This window comes from Pseudarthrobacter sp. NIBRBAC000502771 (genome assembly GCF_006517215.1).
Lineage (GTDB): Bacteria > Actinomycetota > Actinomycetes > Actinomycetales > Micrococcaceae > Arthrobacter > Arthrobacter niigatensis.
Window position 1 is genome coordinate 2,643,561 of record NZ_CP041187.1, and the last position, 16,187, is coordinate 2,659,747.

A 16,187-nucleotide genomic window follows, 5' to 3' on the forward strand; every position below is an offset into this window, starting at 1 on the left:
CGATCCTAGGGCCTGGAGCGCGGGTGTGCACTGCTGGGGCGTTCACCCTAGGCGTAGCCGCGACGGGACTGGATCCAGGCCGTCCACCGTTGATTCCCGTAAGGGCCCCAGAGGGCACGGAACAGCCGGAAGCGGCACTCAAAGCCGGAGGTGCGCCATGGACCAGGCGCAGGTACCAACAACAGCGGACAATGACGATGTCCTGGACTCGTACTCGCAGACAGTGATGCGGGTGGCAGCTGCCGTGACGCCCCACGTGGCAGCAATCGAGATGACGGCGCAGCGCCGCAATGGCCGGGCCCGGGTGGGAGCAGGTTCGGCCGTCCTCTTCACCGAGGACGGCTACCTGCTCACCAATTCCCACGTGGTGGCCGGCACCCGGCACGGCTTCGCGGTCTTCGGCGACGGCAGCAGGATGGAGCTGGAACTCGTTGGCGCGGACCCCTTGTCCGACCTTGCGGTGGTGCACGGTTCGCGGCCGCGAATCCGGCCCGCCGTGTTCGGCGCGGCGGAATCCCTCCGGGTCGGGCAGCTGGTGGTGGCCGTGGGCAACCCGCTGGGCTTGGCCGGTTCGGTGACCGCGGGGGTGGTCAGCGGGCTGGGCAGGGCCATTCCAGTCTGGTCGGGCGGTAACCGGCGGGTCATCGAGGACGTCATCCAGACCGATGCGGCACTGAACCCCGGCAACTCCGGCGGTGCCTTGGCGGATACTCACGCCAGGATCGTGGGCATCAACACCGCAGTGGCCGGAGCCGGCCTGGGACTGGCAATTCCGATCAACGCGACCACCCGCAGGATCATCTCCGCGCTGTTGTCAGACGGAAGGGTGCGCCGCGCGTACCTGGGCCTGGTGAGTACCCCGATGCAGCTCGGATCCAGCGCCGTGATCCGCACCGGGCTGCGTGAAGGGCTCCGCGTCGTAGAGGTACTGCCCGGGTCGCCTGCAGACAAGGCAGGCCTGTCGGCAGGGGACGTCATCGTCACGGCCGGGGGCCGCCCGGTCAGCAACGCCGAAAGCCTGCAGCGCCTGCTGTTCGCCGATGCCATCGGCCAGCCGCTCAACCTTGCCGTGCTGCGCGATGGCGCAGAACGCCACCTGACGGCGGTTCCGGAGGAAATGACGGCCAACGGAGCTGGATAACGGCCGACGGCGGGCCGGCACCATGGGCAGGCACGTACGAAAGGCTAGGGGCTGGCCTGGGGGGCTTCCACGTCAGCGATGCCTACGAAACGCGTCCCTACGCCGTCGTACTCGCTGCGCACGCACCCGGGACGCACGGCGGGAACCTCGGACGGCGCGTGGTGCCCGCACACCACGTAGGTGAAGTCCGGCCACCACTTCTTGGGCCGGGCAGCCTCCTCGTACCCGCACACGGCGCACTCAAGGTGCACCCAGACGGGCCGTTTGCCGGTGCGGTTGGCCCGTGACTGCACCAGCCAGGGCGGGGGATTGTCCAGGATGCTGCGGAGCTCGGCCTCAGACATCCACTTCGGCAGGCCATGGCGCTGCGCCATCTCAAGGGGAACATCCAGGGTTATTGCTGCGTCGCGTCTGCTGATCATCACGTTCCACGATACGGGAGGCGGCCAAATCGGCGTGCCCCGGTGATTCAGCTTCCCAGGATGCAGCCGGGGTGGGGCGTTTCGGTGGAGACCCACAACGCCGAGGCGATCTCATCCGCAAGGTCGAAGTCGCGGGTGCCGCCGGGGCCGGCGATGCGCACCATCAGTGCACCACCGAACGGGCGCCGACCCAGCACCTCAACCTCGGCGTCGAGATCGATGTCCTGCGCGGCGAGATACCGCAGGAGCTCAGGATTGTCATCGCTGATACGGGTGATTTTTCCGCTGTGCCCCTGGTCCAGCCCGGCGAGGAGATGGGCGCTGGGCATCAGCACCTGGCCGTCCGCGGTGGGAATGGGATCGCCGTGCGGGTCCCGTTCCGGGTTTCCGAGTTTGGCGGCGACGCGTTCGATGAACGTATCCGAGACCGCGTGCTCCAGCTGTTCGGCTTCATCGTGGACCTCGTCCCAGCTGTAGCCAAGACGCTGGACGAGGTAGGTCTCGATGAGCCGGTGGCGCCGGACCATTGACAGGGCCAGGCGCAGGCCGGAATCGGTCAGGGTGACTGCGCTGTAGGGCTTGTGGTCCACCAGCCCCTGGTCCTTCAGCTTGCGGACCATCTCCGACACAGAGGAATTCGCCACGCCCAGCCGCTGTGCCAGCTGGGAGGACGTGATGGGCTTGTCCTGCCATTCAGTGAATGAATAGATGACCTTGACGTAGTCCTCGATCGAGGAGGAGGGCGCGCTGGTCTTCACAGGTCCAAGCCTACCGGTTTGGCCGGTCCGGCAGGGGCGGCCCCGGGTCAGGCCTTAGCGGCGCGCCAGGCCAGCGTCAGGTAGGGGAGGTCGAGTTCCTGCCCCGGAGCATGGGCCAGGTGTTCGTGCAGGTACCAGTCCAGGTTGGCAAGGACCTTCGCCCGCGTCGCCTCACCGGCCCGCAGGTAGTAGCTGCGCGATTTGGTGAGCTCCATCAGGTCACTGGTGGTCACCCGGTCCTGCCAGTGCGTCACATGCCCCTCAAGCCCGTGGAATTCGGGCCCGACGACGGGCTTGTGGCCGGGCCGGTAGACGTCGCCGGCGTGCATGATCCGGGAGAGCCGGTGCACCCAGGGGACAGAGGTGTCCAGCTGGTTCCAGACCAGGCCCAGGGTTCCGTGCGGGCGCAGGACGCGGGCCAGTTCGGTGCTCGCAGCGAGGGGATCGCACCAGTGCCACGCCTGGGCAACGGTGACCACGTCGAAGGCCGCGTCCCGAAGGCCTGTGGCCTCGGCCGTCCCCGCCGCAGCCGTGGCGGCCGGGCAGTGGGCCTTCAGCTGGGCGAGCATGTCCGCAGAAGGATCGACGGCTGTGACATCCAGTCCCATGGCCAGCAGCAAGGCGGTGAATTTACCGGTACCCGCCCCGACGTCCAGGGCGTCACGGGCCCCGGCAGGCACCAGCCACCGTGCGGATTCCGCCGGATAGCCGGGGCGGACGCGCTGGTAGTGGCGGCCGCCGTCCTGGAAGCTCTGCCCGAGCTCCGTGCGCCGGCCGTGATCAAGCCTGGGGCCACCCCGAACCACGCGTGGCCTCCTTCCGGTGCTGCCTGCGGATGTCCTTCGAATTTACCGCATGGCCGGTGCCTGCAGGCAGCCGCCGTTACCCCGCTAGTCGTCGAGGCAGGGGGCCGCGCCGGCCGTCCCGGGGGTATTGGGTGCCCAGTGCGGGTAGGTGCGGAAGTCGTTGGCGGGCACCCAGCGGCCCGCGTCCACCACGTAGTCCCACCCGAGTCCGTTGCTGCGCAAAGCCCGGATACCGGCAAGGAGGCGTTCAGCATCCTCCAGCCGCGAGCCCACGCCGAAACTCGCCCGGAGGGAGCCGGACGGCAGGCCCAGGCGCTTCAGCAGGGGATGGGCGCAGAAACGTCCGTCACGCAGGCCCACCCCGTGCTCTGCGGAAAGGTAGGCGGCCACCAGCCCTGCGTCGTAGCCCTCGACGGAGAAGTTGACCACGCCGATGGTGTCCGTTTCCGGATTGGTGTCCTTGAAGATCTGGTGGACGGTGACGCCGTCGATTTCCTGGAGGCCCTCCACCAGGAAGGACCGGATCGCGGACTCGTGCGCATGCCACCTGTCCTGGTCGAGTTCGGCGATGACCTGCGTGGCGCGTGCCAGGGTGGCGGCGCCGAGGACGTTCGGTGAGCCTCCTTCGTGGCGGGCCGGGCCGGTGGCCCAGCTGACGCCGTCGAGCCGTGCTTCCTTGACGGCCCCGCCGCCGGCGAGGTGCGGGACGCCGGAATCCAGCCAGTCAGGCCGGCCTACCAGGACACCCGCGCCGAACGGCGCGTACAGCTTGTGGCCGGAAAAGGCGAGGTAGTCGACGTCGTCCGCGCTGATGTCCACCCGGCGGTGCGGCGCGAGCTGGGCCGCGTCCACCACGATCCGGGCGCCGTGCTGGTGGGCCAGCGCGGCCAGGGCCCGGATGGGGAGGATCTCGCCGGTGACGTTGGAGGCGCCGGTGACGGCCAGGAGGCTGACGCCGCCCTGTTCGAGTTCGGCGCGGACGGCCTCAAGGGTGCCGGCGATGGTGTCCGCGGCAACGATGCTGCGGTGCGGGACGCCCTGCCACGGCAGGAGGTTGGCGTGGTGCTCGATGTCCAGGTAGAGGACGTCCCCGGCGGTCCGTCCGTCCGTCCGGGGCAGGCAGCCCGCCAGGAGGTTCAGCGAATCGGTGGTGTTCCGGGTGAAGATGACCGAATCGTCCGGCCGGCCGCCCACGAAGTCCCGGACGATGCTGCGTGCGTTCTCGTACACGGAGGTGCTGATCTGGGAGGCGTACCCGGCCCCGCGGTGGACGCTGGCGTAGTAGGGCAGGATCTCGTTGAGGTAGGCGGACACCACGGAGAGTGCAGGGGCCGATGCCCCGTAATCAAGGTTGGCGTACCGCACGTGGCCGCCGGTTATCAGTGGTGCTTGGATTTCGGCCCCGGTGACTGCAGCGAGCGGGCGGCCGGCGGCGGCACGGCGTTCGGCAGCAACGGCGGATTCGGTGACGGGTTTGGGGGAGACGGTGGCAGTTGTCACAGAGACCTCACTTGTGTACAGGACTCCGGCGTACGGAATCCGCGCTTGCCGCATCCACTCCGGACCGGCCTGGTCGTCACCCGGGGCACCCCGCCGCGAATGGAGGGTTGCCGGCCAGCAAACCGGGGTTTTGCGCTGGCACTCGTGACCTGCATAAAAGCGTAGGACATGGGGCGGCCAGGCTGGAAGCCGGGCCAATTGTTAAGGGCTTTATTACGCAATATCGAATAAACGACGCCGGACACCTCCTTCTGGAGGTGTCCGGCGTCGCAATATTCGCCTAAGCGGGCAAACCGCGGCAGTTACAGCAGATCGTCCAGGTAAGGGTTGAGGCGGTGCAGGACCTCGGAGTGCAGGATCGAGTTGGTGGCCAGCGCGTTCCCGCCGAACGGTCCGTCCTCGCCCTCGAGGGAGGTGAACCGGCCCCCGGCCTCGACCACGATCGGCACCAGCGCAGCCATGTCGTAGAGGTTGAGTTCCGGTTCGCAGGCGATGTCCACGGAGCCCTCTGCCACCATGCAGTACGACCAGAAATCGCCGTATGCCCGGGTCCGCCAGACGTCCTCGGTCAGCCCGAGGAAATCGTCGAGGTTGCCGCGTTCCTTCCAGCCGCTCAGGCTGGAGTAGGAGAGGGAGGCGTCGGAGAGGCTGGACACGTTGGAGACGCGCAGCCGGGTGGCAGCCGCCAGGGACCTGCCCATGTAGGCGCCCATGCCCTTTGCCGCCCACCAGCGCTTGCCGAGGGCCGGGGCGCTGACCACGCCCACCACGGGTTCGCCTTCGTCCACCAGGGCGATCAGGGTGGCCCAGACCGGGACGCCCCTGACAAAGTTCTTTGTCCCGTCAATGGGATCGATGATCCAGCGCCGTGAACCGTGCCCGGTGCTGCCGAACTCCTCGCCCAGGACGGCATCGCGGGGCCGGGAGCGGGAGAGCTGGCCGCGGATGGCTTCCTCGGCTGCCTTGTCGGCGTCGGTGACGGGCGTCAGGTCCGGCTTGGTCTCAACGTGGAGGTCCAGGGCCTTGAAGCGGCTCATGGTCTGGTCATCCACGGAGTCGGCCAGGACATGGGCCAGGCGCAGGTCATCGTTGTAGCTCGAAGCGGGTTGGATCATGGTTACAAACTACCGTCTGCGGACGCTTCTGCCGGGAGAACGCGTCAGTTGACGCTGCCGAGCTCTTTGGTTTCCTGTGCTTCCATGCGCGGATCCGTGCCGAGCAGCCGCCGGAGCGACGCCAGGCGTGCCGGGCCGGTGGGACCTGCGTGCCCGCCTGCCACCCAGTCGTCGAGGCCGCAGTTCACCGCGTTTGCCGTGTGCTTGCACCCGCGTTCACAGTTTTCGATGCCGGGAGAGAGGTCCGGGAAGGAGCGCAGGATCCGGTCCGGGTCCACATGGGCCAGTCCGAAGGAACGGATACCGGGGGTGTCAATGATCCAGCTTCCGGCCGGCGCGTCAGCCAGGCGCAGGGCCAGGGCCGACGACGACGTGTGGCGGCCACGTCCGGTTACGGCGTTGACGCCGCCGGTGGCCCGCTCGGCACCGGTCAGCGCGTTCACCATGGTTGACTTGCCCACGCCGGAGTGCCCCAGCATCACGGTGACCCTGCCGTCGAGGTGGGCGCGGAGGGCCGCAACCGCAGTGCTGTCCAGCCGGGCGGAGAGGCCGTCGTCAGAGCGTGCGTCGATCCCGGAAGCCTGCGCGTCGGCGGTCTTGCTGATGATCACCGGGAAGTCCAGGTGCGTGTAATTGGAGAGGAGCTCGGCGGGGTCCTTGACGTCGGCCTTGGTGACCAGCAGGATCGGCTCGATCCCGGCGTCGTAGGCAGCCACCAGGGCGCGGTCGATGAACCCGGTGCGGGGTTCCGGGTTGGCAGCCGCCACGACGATGACCAGCTGGTCCGCGTTGGCCACCACGGCCCGCTCCACGGGGTCGGTATCGTCGGCGCTCCGGCGCAGGAGGGTGTGGCGGTCCTGGATTTTCACCAGGCGGGCCAGCGTGTCCGGCGCGCCTGACACGTCCCCCACGAGCGAGACGAAGTCTCCCGCAACGACAGGTGACCGGCGGAGTTCACGGGCACGCGCTGCGATGACGATGCGCTCGTTGTCCGAGTCCTCGCCCACCACTGCCGTGTACCGGCCGCGGTCAACCGTAATGATCCGCCCGGTAACGGCGTCGTCATGGCTGGGCCGGTCTTTGGTGCGGGGACGGGAACCTTTCTTGCTGGGGCGGATCCGGACGTCGGATTCGTCCCAGGAGTCAGTGCTCCGCGCCACTGCCACGCTCTTCCGGCCGCGGTACCTCGGGAGCAGCCTGGGCCAGCATGCCGGCCCACAGCTGCGGGAAGTCGGGCATGGTCTTGGCGGTAGTGGCGATCTCCTCCACCTGGACGCCGCTTACCGAGAGGCCCAGGATTGCCCCGGCAGTGGCCATGCGGTGGTCGGCGTAGCTGTGGACGACGCCGGCGTGCAACGGCGCTGGCCGGATGACCAGGCCGTCGCTGGTTTCCTCGGCGTCGCCGCCGAGCCGGTTGATCTCGGTGACCAGCGCGGCGAGCCGGTCAGTTTCGTGCCCGCGAAGGTGGGCGATTCCGCTGAGCCGGGAAGGCCCCGTGGCAAGGGCACAGAGTGCCGCGACCGTAGGAGCCAGTTCACTGGTGTCGGCGAAGTCGCCGCCCTTGATTTCTGGGCCCCCGGTGACGGTCAGGAGTCCGTCCTCCAGGGTGACCGTGGCTCCCATCCGGGTGAGGATGCCGCGCCAGAGGTCGCCCACCTGCTGCGTTTCCGTGGGCCAGTTGGGGATGCGGACGGTGCCCCGCGATGCCAGGGCCGCTGCCAGGAACGGCCCAGCGTTGGAGAGGTCCTGTTCGATTCTTTGGTCGAAGGCCTGGATGGGTCCCGGGGCCACCACCCAGTGGTTGGGGACCGAATCGTCCACGGAGACGCCGGCGCCGCGGAGGACAGCCACCGTCATGTTGATGTGGTCCAGGCTTGGCACCGGTTTCCCGACGTGCTCAAGGTGCAGGCCGTCGTCGAACCTTGCTGCCACCAGCAGGAGGGCGGAGACGAACTGCGACGACGCGCTGGCATCGATCACCAGGTGGCCGCCCCGGACCGCGCCGGTCCCTTCCACCACGAAGGGAAGGGACGACGGCGTGCTCCCGTCCTCGGCGGAAACCGCGACGCCCAAGGCTTTGAGGGCTTCGATGATGGTTCCCATGGGACGCTTCCGGGCGTGCGGGTCGCCGTCGAACACGCTGGCTCCGCTGCGGAGCGCCGCAAGTGGTGGGACGAACCGCATGACGGTGCCGGCCAGCCCGCAGTCGATCCTGGTGGTGGATGGCGCCGCTGACGCCGGGATCGGAACAACTTCCAGGTCAGGACCAAAGGCGCCGTCGCCGGGCACTTCGCTGATGGTGGCGCCGAGCTGCCTCAGTGCATCGATCATCAGCGCGGAGTCCCTGGAGTGCAGGGGAGCCCGAAGGCGCGATGGTCCGTCCGCCAGGGCGGCCAGGACCAGGTACCTGTTGGTCAGGGACTTCGATCCGGGCACCGTCACGGTTGCATTGACGGGCCGGGCCGCAAAAGGCGCGGCCCAGTACTGGACAGGTGTTCCGGATTCCCGGGTGGCAGCTGATGCGGTCATTCGTGCCTAGGCTCCCGCGGCGTGTTCGACGGCGCGGCGTACAGCCTTGTCCGCCTTGTTCAGCTTCTTGGTGGTGGTCCTGCGGGCGTCGGCGGCCAGGTGCGAGGCGTTCCGTCGCGCGTCGGCGGCAAGGTGCTCGGCGCGCCAGGCCAGTCCGGGCTTGCCTGCCGTGTCCACGGAGGCGAGCAGGGCACCCCCGCTCAGGGAGACGTTCTTGAGCAGCTGGTTCCTGCGGTTCTCGCGCCCTTCCTTGCTGCTGATGTCCGCGCTCCGCCATTCCACGAAGGTGTTCAGGAGGGAAACGACGGTGAGCAGGCCGGCCGAGAGCCGGGAAAACTTGCCAAGGCCGAACAGGACGCCGGCGCCCACCTGGGTACCGCCGATGACGCGGGCCAGGGTCTTCTCGTTCGTCTGGAAGGGAAGCGAGGCTGCAGCCTTGCGCAGCAGCGGTGAGAGCTGCTGGGCGGTGTCGTCGGAGTTCTTGAGCTTGTCCAGTCCGGCAAGGATGAAACTGGAGGCGAGCATGGGCCTGGCGAGGGTGCGGACAAAGGGCATGGATTTCCTCCTGGATGGACGAGCCGCGGCAAGCGGCGGAGTCGGTCCTAGTCTTGCACTTTTGGGGAATATTTGCCCGCGGGAGGGGGTTATGTCGACTGGGTCCGCGACGTGGGCCCTGGCGATCAATCACCCGATACAGAGCGGAGTTGGCCTTGCGGAAGGTGTTGGACGGAACCAGGCAGGCGGGACCGGTGGAAGTGGACAAGCTTGCCGCCGAGCCGTCGGAGTACGGCATGCCCCCGGCGGGGCGCCTGACAGTAGACTTGAAGGCAATGAGTACCCTGGATCCGGCCATCGCGGCCATGTATGAGGCGTCCCCCGGCGAATTGAACGGCAGGGCAGGCGCAGCGCCGCTCCCTGCCGGGCAGGCAGCAACCGAACCACCGGCCGCAGCAGCGGATGCCGAGGACAGCACGCTGGACGTTGCCGCGGAGACCGTGGAACAGCGCCGCCTGCGCTTTGAGCGGGACGCCATGCAGTATGTGGACCAGCTCTACTCTGCGGCGATGCGGATGGCGCGGAACCCGTCGGACGCGGAGGACCTGGTCCAGGAGGCCTACACCAAGGCTTTCTCGGCCTTCCACCAGTACAAGCCGGGCACCAACCTCAAGGCGTGGCTCTACCGGATCCTGACCAACACGTACATAAACCTGTACCGCAAGCGGCAGCGCGAGCCGCTGCAGTCAAATTCGGACACCATAGAGGACTGGCAGCTGGCCCGGGCGGAGTCGCACACGTCGAGCGGACTACGTTCGGCTGAGGCAGAAGCACTGGACCACCTTCCGGATTCGGACGTCAAGCGGGCGCTCCAGGACATTCCGGAGGAGTTCCGGCTGGCGGTTTACTTCGCTGACGTGGAGGGCTTCGCCTACAAGGAAATCTCAGACATCATGAATACGCCCATCGGCACCGTGATGTCCCGGCTCCACCGCGGCCGCCGAATGTTGCGGGACATGCTCGCGGAATACGCCGCCGAGCGGGGATTCAAAACGGCCGCTGATGCGTCGGATGCGGCAGGAAGCAAAGCACAGGAGAACAGGAAATGAGCGACTGCCAGGGATTGGGCGACTGCGACGATACCCGGATGCAACGCATCTATGAGTACCTCGACGGGGCACTGACCCGCGAAGATATTACCGAAATCAAGAACCACCTCGATGACTGCCCTGAATGCACGGAGCAGTACGACCTCGAATGCGTCATCCGCAACATGGTCAAGCGTTCCTGCAAGGAGTCCGCTCCGGACAACCTGAAGAACGCCATCCTGGACCGGATACACGCCATCCGTCCCGTCGAGGCGTAGTACCGGCGCCCCGTGCCCGCCAGGGCCGCAAACAGCAAAGGACCCCGGAAGCCGACTGGCTTGCGGGGTCCTTCGCTTGAACCGTAGTTCCTGGCATGTGCCTAGGTGTTGGGGCGCTTCCCGTGGTTCGCGCCGCCACGCTTACGGTCACGACGCTTGCGTGCACGCTTGCTCATAGCTGGCCTCCTTAATGTTGTACTCAAAAGAGCTGCCCTCCAGTCTCCCACATGATCCGGCGGCCCGCGAACCGGGAAACTTCGGATGACCTGCGGCCGGGCCGTCCGGCCTTATTCATCGAGACTGCCCGGGCAGGGTGGGGTGCGCGGCCCAGCCTCAGCGTTCCGCGTCCCCCTCGCCGCCAACGGGGCCGGGAGCGTGGATGATGGCGGTTTTGCCGGACAGCGAATTGGTCCTGACGAGCATCAGTTGCATGTCAGGGCCTGCAATGGTCTCCACTTTGCCGTTGGTGGGGAGGCATTGGCTGCCGTCCAGGATGACCGCTCCGCCTGCGGACTTCGCCACGATGTCAATCCCCACGTCGGCAGGCAGGGTTATGGTCAGGTCTCCGGACACGGAATTGGAGCCAAAATCCTGGGTGTAACCGAGCAGGTTGAAGTCAAGGTGCCCGCTGACGGTATTGGTGCGCACGTGCGTGAAATGGCCGGAGGCGGTGACCTCGCCGGAGATGCTCTTGGCGGTCAGGACGCCCCGGTGGTTCCTGACTGACACCTGGCCGCTGACGGTATTGACCTGAAGTTCTCCGGAGGTGTCCTCGGCCGTGACCGCGCCGGACACGGTGTTGAGCCGGACGTGGGCAGAAATGCCGGACGCCAGGCCCTTGCCGCTCACAGTCCCGGCCTCCACCTCCACTCCACGGGGAATTGCCACAGTGACGGCCGCGGCATTGTCGCTGTTGTGGTTGACAGTCTCCATGAGGTTCTTGAACCAGCCCTGGGCGCCGTGAAGTTGATGCCGCACTTCCAGCCGCCCGCCGTTCAGGGACACCGCTACGGGGTCGCCATGGACCTCCGAGAATTGGAGACGGACCGATGGGTCATCGTGTTCGGTGATGGTGAAGCTGCCCCTGACCAGGCCCAGCTTCAGCGACGTCACGGCGTCGACGTCAATGCTCTGCGGGCCTGTGACGGTCCAGTTCCCTCCGGGCATGGTCCCCTCCAAAAAAGCGATATATCGCGTTGATCCTCCAACGTAACGCCGCCGGGCGGAAGGGTCAAAAACAGGTCCCGAAAGGCTACTGGGGGGCGTCCATCCCCAGCCACTGGAACCAGCCGCGGTGCAGCACCAGCCAGGCCATGAGCCCATACCCGGCCTGGCCGGGCGTGCCTCCGTTTGCCGCCAGGTCCTGGCGCCACTGTTCGTGGTTAAGCAGCGGGGAGAAGGTGTCGACGTAGAGGTGCTTGCGGCGCGTGGTCACATCCGCGAAGGCCGTGTTCAGTTCATCCAGCCGCCGGTTCTGCGCGGGGTCGAGTGTTGGGGGAGGACCCACAACGAACACCTCGATACGGTTCTGGGAAGCCGAGTCCAGGATGTTGGCCAGGTTCAGGCGGCTCCTCGCGGTGGAGAGGCCGAACTCGATGTCGCGCCCCGAGAGGCCGATCACCAGCCGGTTCTCCGCCTGCGGGCTGAAGCGCCTCCCGGCCTCGTCCAGCCACCGTGCGGCCAAACCTTCAGTACCTTCCTGCGGGCAGGGGAGGGCGTAGCTTTCCAGGAGCATGCCGTCCTGGGGAGTGCGGGCCAGGACGCGGCCCAGCCAGCCAAGGGCCCGGGGATCGCCCAGTCCGGCCAGCAGTTCGTCTCCTACAGCTGCGATCCGCAGCTTCCTGTCTTCCACGCGTTCCTCTTTACTTCGGTACGGGTTACTTCGATACGGCCGCTGCCATCGTTGCCGCCGCCTTGCGGAGGCTCGGGGAGGCGCTGTCAGTCCATTAAACAGAACTGCCCGGCCGGAGTCTGGTATTTCGACTCCGGCCGGGCAGCCTTACTGCCTACTTCCGGGCAAATGCCTGCTTCAGCAGGACATCCTGCTCTGCGGCGTGCCGCTTCATGGAACCGGCTGCCGTGGAGGCCGAGGCCGGCCGCGACACCAGGCGCACGCGCCGGTCCAGGGCTTCGGGCAGGTGCAGCCCCATGAACGGCCAGGGTCCCTGGTTGGCGGGCTCATCCTGGGCCCACACCACCTCGGCGTTGGGGTACTTGGCAAGCTCCGCTTCGATCTCGGCGTGCGGCAGCGGGTAAAGCTGCTCCACGCGGACGATCGCAGTGGTCTTGTCACCGGTCTTCTGCCGGGTGGACAGGAGATCGTAGTACAGGCGGCCGGAGACCAGGAGCACGCGTTCGACGGCGGTGGCCGGCAGCTGCTCATGGTCACCGATGACGGGCCGGAACGTGCCGGTGGTGAAGTCCTCCACGGAGGAAGCGGCTGCCTTCAGGCGCAGGAGCTGCTTGGGCGTGAAGATGATCAGCGGCTTGCGCGGACGGCTGTACGCCTGGCGGCGCAGCAGGTGGAAGTGCGAGGCCGCCGTGGTCGGGTTGGCCACGATCATGTTGTCCTCGGCACACAGCTGCAGGAACCGCTCGATCCTTGCCGAGGAGTGGTCCGGGCCCTGGCCTTCATAGCCATGGGGGAGCATCAGGACCAGCGAGGAACGCTGTCCCCACTTCTGTTCGGCGGACGAAATGAATTCGTCAATGATGGTCTGGGCGCCGTTGACGAAGTCACCGAACTGGGCCTCCCAGAGGACCAGGGCGTCGGGGCGTTCCACGGAGTAGCCGTATTCGAAGCCCATGGCGGCGTATTCGGACAGCAGCGAGTCGTAGATCCACAGCTTGGCCTGGTCGTCCGAAAGGTTGCCCAGGGGCAGCCATTCCTTGCCGTTGGCGCGGTCGTGGAAGACGGCGTGGCGCTGCACGAAGGTGCCGCGCCGTGAGTCCTGGCCGGCGAGGCGCACGGGGACGCCTTCCATGATCAGCGAACCGAAGGCCGCGATCTCGCCGAAGCCCCAGTCGATGCCGCCCTCGCGGGACATCTGTTCGCGCTTATCCAGCAGCTGCTTCAGCTTCGGGTGGACCGTGAAACCGTCGGGAATCTCCACGTGTGCCTTGCCGATCCGGGCCAGGGTCTCGGCGCTGATGGCCGTTGAGGCCGGAGCGCTGACGCTGGAATCGGACTGCTGGGCCTTGGGCCGTTCGATATCGGACACAGCGGCGGAGTCTGCGGTGACAATCGGGATCGGAGACGTCTGCGCAGCGTGCGTCTCGGCAAAGACCCGCTCCAGCCGTTCCTGGTAGTCGCGCAGCAGCTGCTCGGCTTCTTCCTCGGTGATGTCGCCGCGGCCGATGAGGGACTCGGTGTACAGCTTGCGGACGGAGCGCTTGGCTTCGATCAGGTTGTACATCAGCGGCTGGGTCATCGAGGGGTCGTCGCCCTCGTTGTGGCCGCGGCGGCGGTAGCACACCATGTCGATGACAACGTCCTTGTGGAAGCGCTGCCGGAATTCGTAGGCCAGCTGTCCGATGCGGACAACAGCCTCGGGGTCATCGCCGTTCACGTGGAAGACCGGCGCCTGGATCATCTTGGCCACGTCCGTGGAGTACGTGGAGGACCGCGACGACGACGGGGCGGTGGTGAAGCCGACCTGGTTGTTGACCACGATGTGGATGGTTCCACCCGTGCGGTAGCCGCGGAGCTGGGACAGGTTGAGGGTTTCAGCCACAACGCCCTGGCCGGCGAAGGCGGCGTCGCCGTGGACCATGATGGGCAGGACCGGGAACGATTCGCCCTGGTCCAGCCGGTCCTGCTTGGCGCGGACAATGCCTTCGAGGACGGAGTCCACTGCTTCAAGGTGTGACGGGTTGGCGGCGAGGTAGACCTTGGTTTCCTTGCCGTTGTCCGAGGTGAAGGTGCCTTCGGTGCCCAGGTGGTACTTGACGTCGCCCGAGCCCTGCACGGAGCGCGGATCCTGGGTGCCCTCGAATTCGCGGAACACCTGGGCGTAGGTCTTGCCGGCGATGTTCGTCAGGACGTTGAGGCGGCCGCGGTGGGCCATGCCGATCGCGACCTCGTCCAGGCCGTCGTCGGCTGCGTCGGACAGGATGGCGTCCAGCAGCGGAATCAGGGACTCGCCGCCTTCGAGGGAGAAGCGCTTCTGGCCCACGAACTTGGTCTGCAGGAAGGTCTCAAAGGCCTCCGCTGCGTTCAGCTTGGAGACGATCCGCAGCTGTTCCTCGCGGCTGGGCTTGGAGTAGGCGTGCTCCAGCTGGTCCTGGAACCACTTGCGCTCGGCAGGCTCCTGGATGTGCATGTACTCGATGCCAGTGGTGCGGCAGTAGGCATCACGCAGGACACCAAGGATGTCGCGGAACTTCAGCATCGGCTTGCCGCCGAACCCGCCGGTGGGCCATTCGCGGTCCAGGTCCCAGAGGGTAAGACCGTAGGTGAGGACGTCGAGGTCCGGGTGCTTGCGCTGGACGTACTCCAGCGGATCGGTGTCCGCCATGAGGTGGCCGCGCACGCGGAACGAGTGGATCAGCTGCTGGATCCGGGCCACCTTGTTGATCTCGTCGGCGGGATCCACCTGCAGGTCGGGGCTCCAGCGGACGGGCTCGTAGGGAATCCGGAGGGCTTCGAAGATCTCGTCGTAGAAGTTCTGCGCTCCCAGCAACAGCTGGTGGACCAGCTTGAGGAACTCGCCGCTGCCGGCACCCTGGATGACGCGGTGGTCGTAGGTCGACGTGAGCGTCAGGACCTTGCTGATGGCGTTCTGGGCGATGATCTTTTCGCTGGCGCCCTGGAATTCTGCGGGGTAGTCGAGGGCGCCGACGCCGATAATCGCAGCCTGGCCCTTGGAAAGGCGCGGTACCGAGTGAACGGTGCCGATGCCGCCCGGGTTGGTCAGGGACACCGTGGTGCCCTGGTGGTCCTCGGCGGTGAGCTTGCCGTTGCGTGCCCGCTTGATCAGGTCCTCGTAGGTGTGCCAGAACTCGGCGAAGTTGAGGGTCTCGGCCTTCTTGATGTTCGGGACCATCAGCAGCCGGGTTCCGTCGGGCTTGGGCATGTCGATGGCGATGCCGAAGTTGACGTGGGCGGGCTGGACCGCGACGGGCTTGCCGTCCACCTCGTCGTAGTACACGTTCATGGAGGGGAACTGGGACAGGGCGCGGATGACGGCGTAGCCGATCAGGTGCGTGAAGGAAACCTTGCCGCCGCGGGCACGGGCCAGGTTGGAGTTGATGACCACACGGTTGTCGATGAGCAGCTTGGCGGGGATGGCGCGGACGCTGGTGGCGGTGGGCACCTGCAGGCTGGTGACCATGTTGGTGGCGATCGCCTTTGCCGGTCCACGAAGGACGGAGACGACGTCTTCCTCGGGCGCGGTGGGCGCCTTGACGTTCTTGGGCAGCTGCGCCGGAATGGGCTGCGAGCCGGTGCCGGCCTCGGTCTTCTTGCCGCCGTCGCGCGCTTCCGTGGCGGGGGCCTTCTTGACGGGGGCGGGGGCTGCTGCCGGTGCGGCAGGCGCCGGGGCAGCGGCGGCGGCCGGCGCAGCGGGTGCCGCGGCCGGCGACGATGCCGGTGCGGCGGGAGCCTGCTTTACGACGGGGAGTTCCCGGGTGGGAGGGTTGGCGGCATGCGTGGAATTTCCATTGGAAGAAGAACCGTTGCCCGAGTCGAAGGATTCAAACAGCGGCCACCACTTGGCGTCCACGGCGTTCTTGTCCTGCTGGTACTGCTCGTACAGTTCGTCAACGAGCCACTCGTTTCCGCCAAATTCCTCTGGTAGACGGTGGCTTGGCTGCTCTGGCACTTGAAATACGCCTCTTCCATGAGTTTGATTTCTCTTTGGCCCCCCGGTGCTTCAGCACTACGTTCGAACCAGTCTCTGTCCGCTGAACCCGGACCTTTGCAAGTCTAGTGAGCATTCCGTGTTAACTGCCAATAAGGGTGACTCAAATCATGAAGTGACGAACCGGGGCCCAAATATGGCGGCCGGCGGGGTGCGCAGGACCGCCGGCAGAGGGGTTTCCGAGGCGGGCGGAA

The 16,187-nt window shown here is 66.9% G+C and carries 15 protein-coding genes and 1 riboswitch; of the genes, 3 read left to right on the forward strand and 12 right to left on the reverse strand.

Features of this window, described 5'->3' with window-relative positions; genetic code table 11:
• Positions 1-157: 157 nt before the first annotated feature.
• Positions 158-1,141, forward strand: a complete 984-nt coding sequence (locus tag NIBR502771_RS12375) for a S1C family serine protease (RefSeq protein ID WP_141160014.1) — start codon at positions 158-160, stop codon at positions 1,139-1,141.
• Between the two features lie 44 nt (positions 1,142-1,185).
• On the opposite strand, the gene NIBR502771_RS12380 is transcribed toward NIBR502771_RS12375, so the two are convergent.
• The 8 genes from NIBR502771_RS12380 to NIBR502771_RS12415 all read right to left on the reverse strand — a co-directional run bounded on the left by NIBR502771_RS12380 (position 1,186) and on the right by NIBR502771_RS12415 (position 8,826).
• On the reverse strand, positions 1,186-1,563 hold the full coding sequence (locus NIBR502771_RS12380; RefSeq protein ID WP_141160015.1) for a hypothetical protein: 378 nt from the start codon (positions 1,561-1,563) through the stop codon (positions 1,186-1,188).
• Between the two features lie 47 nt (positions 1,564-1,610).
• On the reverse strand, positions 1,611-2,321 hold the full coding sequence (locus NIBR502771_RS12385; RefSeq protein ID WP_141160016.1) for a metal-dependent transcriptional regulator: 711 nt from the start codon (positions 2,319-2,321) through the stop codon (positions 1,611-1,613).
• Positions 2,322-2,368: 47 nt separating this feature from the next.
• Positions 2,369-3,127: a class I SAM-dependent methyltransferase gene (locus NIBR502771_RS12390; RefSeq protein WP_141160017.1), complete on the reverse strand. Its 759-nt coding sequence runs from the start codon at positions 3,125-3,127 to the stop codon at positions 2,369-2,371.
• 84 nt (positions 3,128-3,211) lie between these two features.
• The gene (locus tag NIBR502771_RS12395) at positions 3,212-4,627 is read right to left on the reverse strand and encodes an aminotransferase class V-fold PLP-dependent enzyme (protein ID WP_141160018.1); all 1,416 of its coding nucleotides are present in this window, start codon (positions 4,625-4,627) and stop codon (positions 3,212-3,214) included.
• 36 nt (positions 4,628-4,663) lie between these two features.
• Positions 4,664-4,777, reverse strand: a riboswitch (SAM riboswitch).
• Between the two features lie 152 nt (positions 4,778-4,929).
• A complete protein-coding gene (hisN, locus tag NIBR502771_RS12400; protein ID WP_141160019.1) occupies positions 4,930-5,742 on the reverse strand; it encodes a histidinol-phosphatase in 813 nt (270 codons plus the stop codon).
• A gap of 44 nt (positions 5,743-5,786) precedes the next feature.
• Positions 5,787-6,902: a ribosome small subunit-dependent GTPase A gene (rsgA, locus tag NIBR502771_RS12405; protein ID WP_141160020.1), complete on the reverse strand. Its 1,116-nt coding sequence runs from the start codon at positions 6,900-6,902 to the stop codon at positions 5,787-5,789.
• Positions 6,886-8,271 (reverse strand): 3-phosphoshikimate 1-carboxyvinyltransferase, encoded by a 1,386-nt coding sequence (gene aroA / locus NIBR502771_RS12410; protein ID WP_141160021.1) that lies wholly within the window; start codon positions 8,269-8,271, stop codon positions 6,886-6,888. Before aroA ends, rsgA begins: the two co-directional genes overlap by 17 nt.
• A 6-nt stretch (positions 8,272-8,277) precedes the next feature.
• Complete coding sequence (locus NIBR502771_RS12415; RefSeq protein ID WP_141160022.1) at positions 8,278-8,826, reverse strand: DoxX family protein; 549 nt, start codon at positions 8,824-8,826, stop codon at positions 8,278-8,280.
• Positions 8,827-9,062: 236 nt separating this feature from the next.
• Here NIBR502771_RS12415 and NIBR502771_RS12420 point away from each other — a divergent pair, with 236 nt between their 5' ends.
• Both NIBR502771_RS12420 and rsrA read left to right on the forward strand, forming a co-directional pair.
• Positions 9,063-9,875, forward strand: coding sequence for a sigma-70 family RNA polymerase sigma factor (locus NIBR502771_RS12420; protein WP_141161535.1), 813 nt, complete (start codon positions 9,063-9,065; stop codon positions 9,873-9,875).
• Complete coding sequence (gene rsrA, locus NIBR502771_RS12425; RefSeq protein WP_141160023.1) at positions 9,872-10,132, forward strand: mycothiol system anti-sigma-R factor; 261 nt, start codon at positions 9,872-9,874, stop codon at positions 10,130-10,132. Before NIBR502771_RS12420 ends, rsrA begins: the two co-directional genes overlap by 4 nt.
• A 101-nt stretch (positions 10,133-10,233) precedes the next feature.
• Here rsrA and NIBR502771_RS21235 read toward each other — a convergent pair whose 3' ends face one another.
• The 4 genes from NIBR502771_RS21235 to NIBR502771_RS12440 all read right to left on the reverse strand — a co-directional run bounded on the left by NIBR502771_RS21235 (position 10,234) and on the right by NIBR502771_RS12440 (position 15,954).
• Positions 10,234-10,308 (reverse strand): 50S ribosomal protein bL37, encoded by a 75-nt coding sequence (locus NIBR502771_RS21235; protein ID WP_369299106.1) that lies wholly within the window; start codon positions 10,306-10,308, stop codon positions 10,234-10,236.
• Between the two features lie 157 nt (positions 10,309-10,465).
• Positions 10,466-11,299, reverse strand: a complete 834-nt coding sequence (locus NIBR502771_RS12430) for a DUF4097 family beta strand repeat-containing protein (RefSeq protein WP_141160024.1) — start codon at positions 11,297-11,299, stop codon at positions 10,466-10,468.
• A gap of 85 nt (positions 11,300-11,384) precedes the next feature.
• Positions 11,385-11,984: a GDSL-type esterase/lipase family protein gene (locus tag NIBR502771_RS12435; RefSeq protein ID WP_141160025.1), complete on the reverse strand. Its 600-nt coding sequence runs from the start codon at positions 11,982-11,984 to the stop codon at positions 11,385-11,387.
• A gap of 154 nt (positions 11,985-12,138) precedes the next feature.
• Positions 12,139-15,954 carry a multifunctional oxoglutarate decarboxylase/oxoglutarate dehydrogenase thiamine pyrophosphate-binding subunit/dihydrolipoyllysine-residue succinyltransferase subunit gene (locus NIBR502771_RS12440; RefSeq protein ID WP_141160026.1) on the reverse strand — a complete coding sequence of 1,272 codons (3,816 nt, stop codon included), beginning with the start codon at positions 15,952-15,954 and terminating at the stop codon, positions 12,139-12,141.
• Positions 15,955-16,187: the final 233 nt, after the last annotated feature.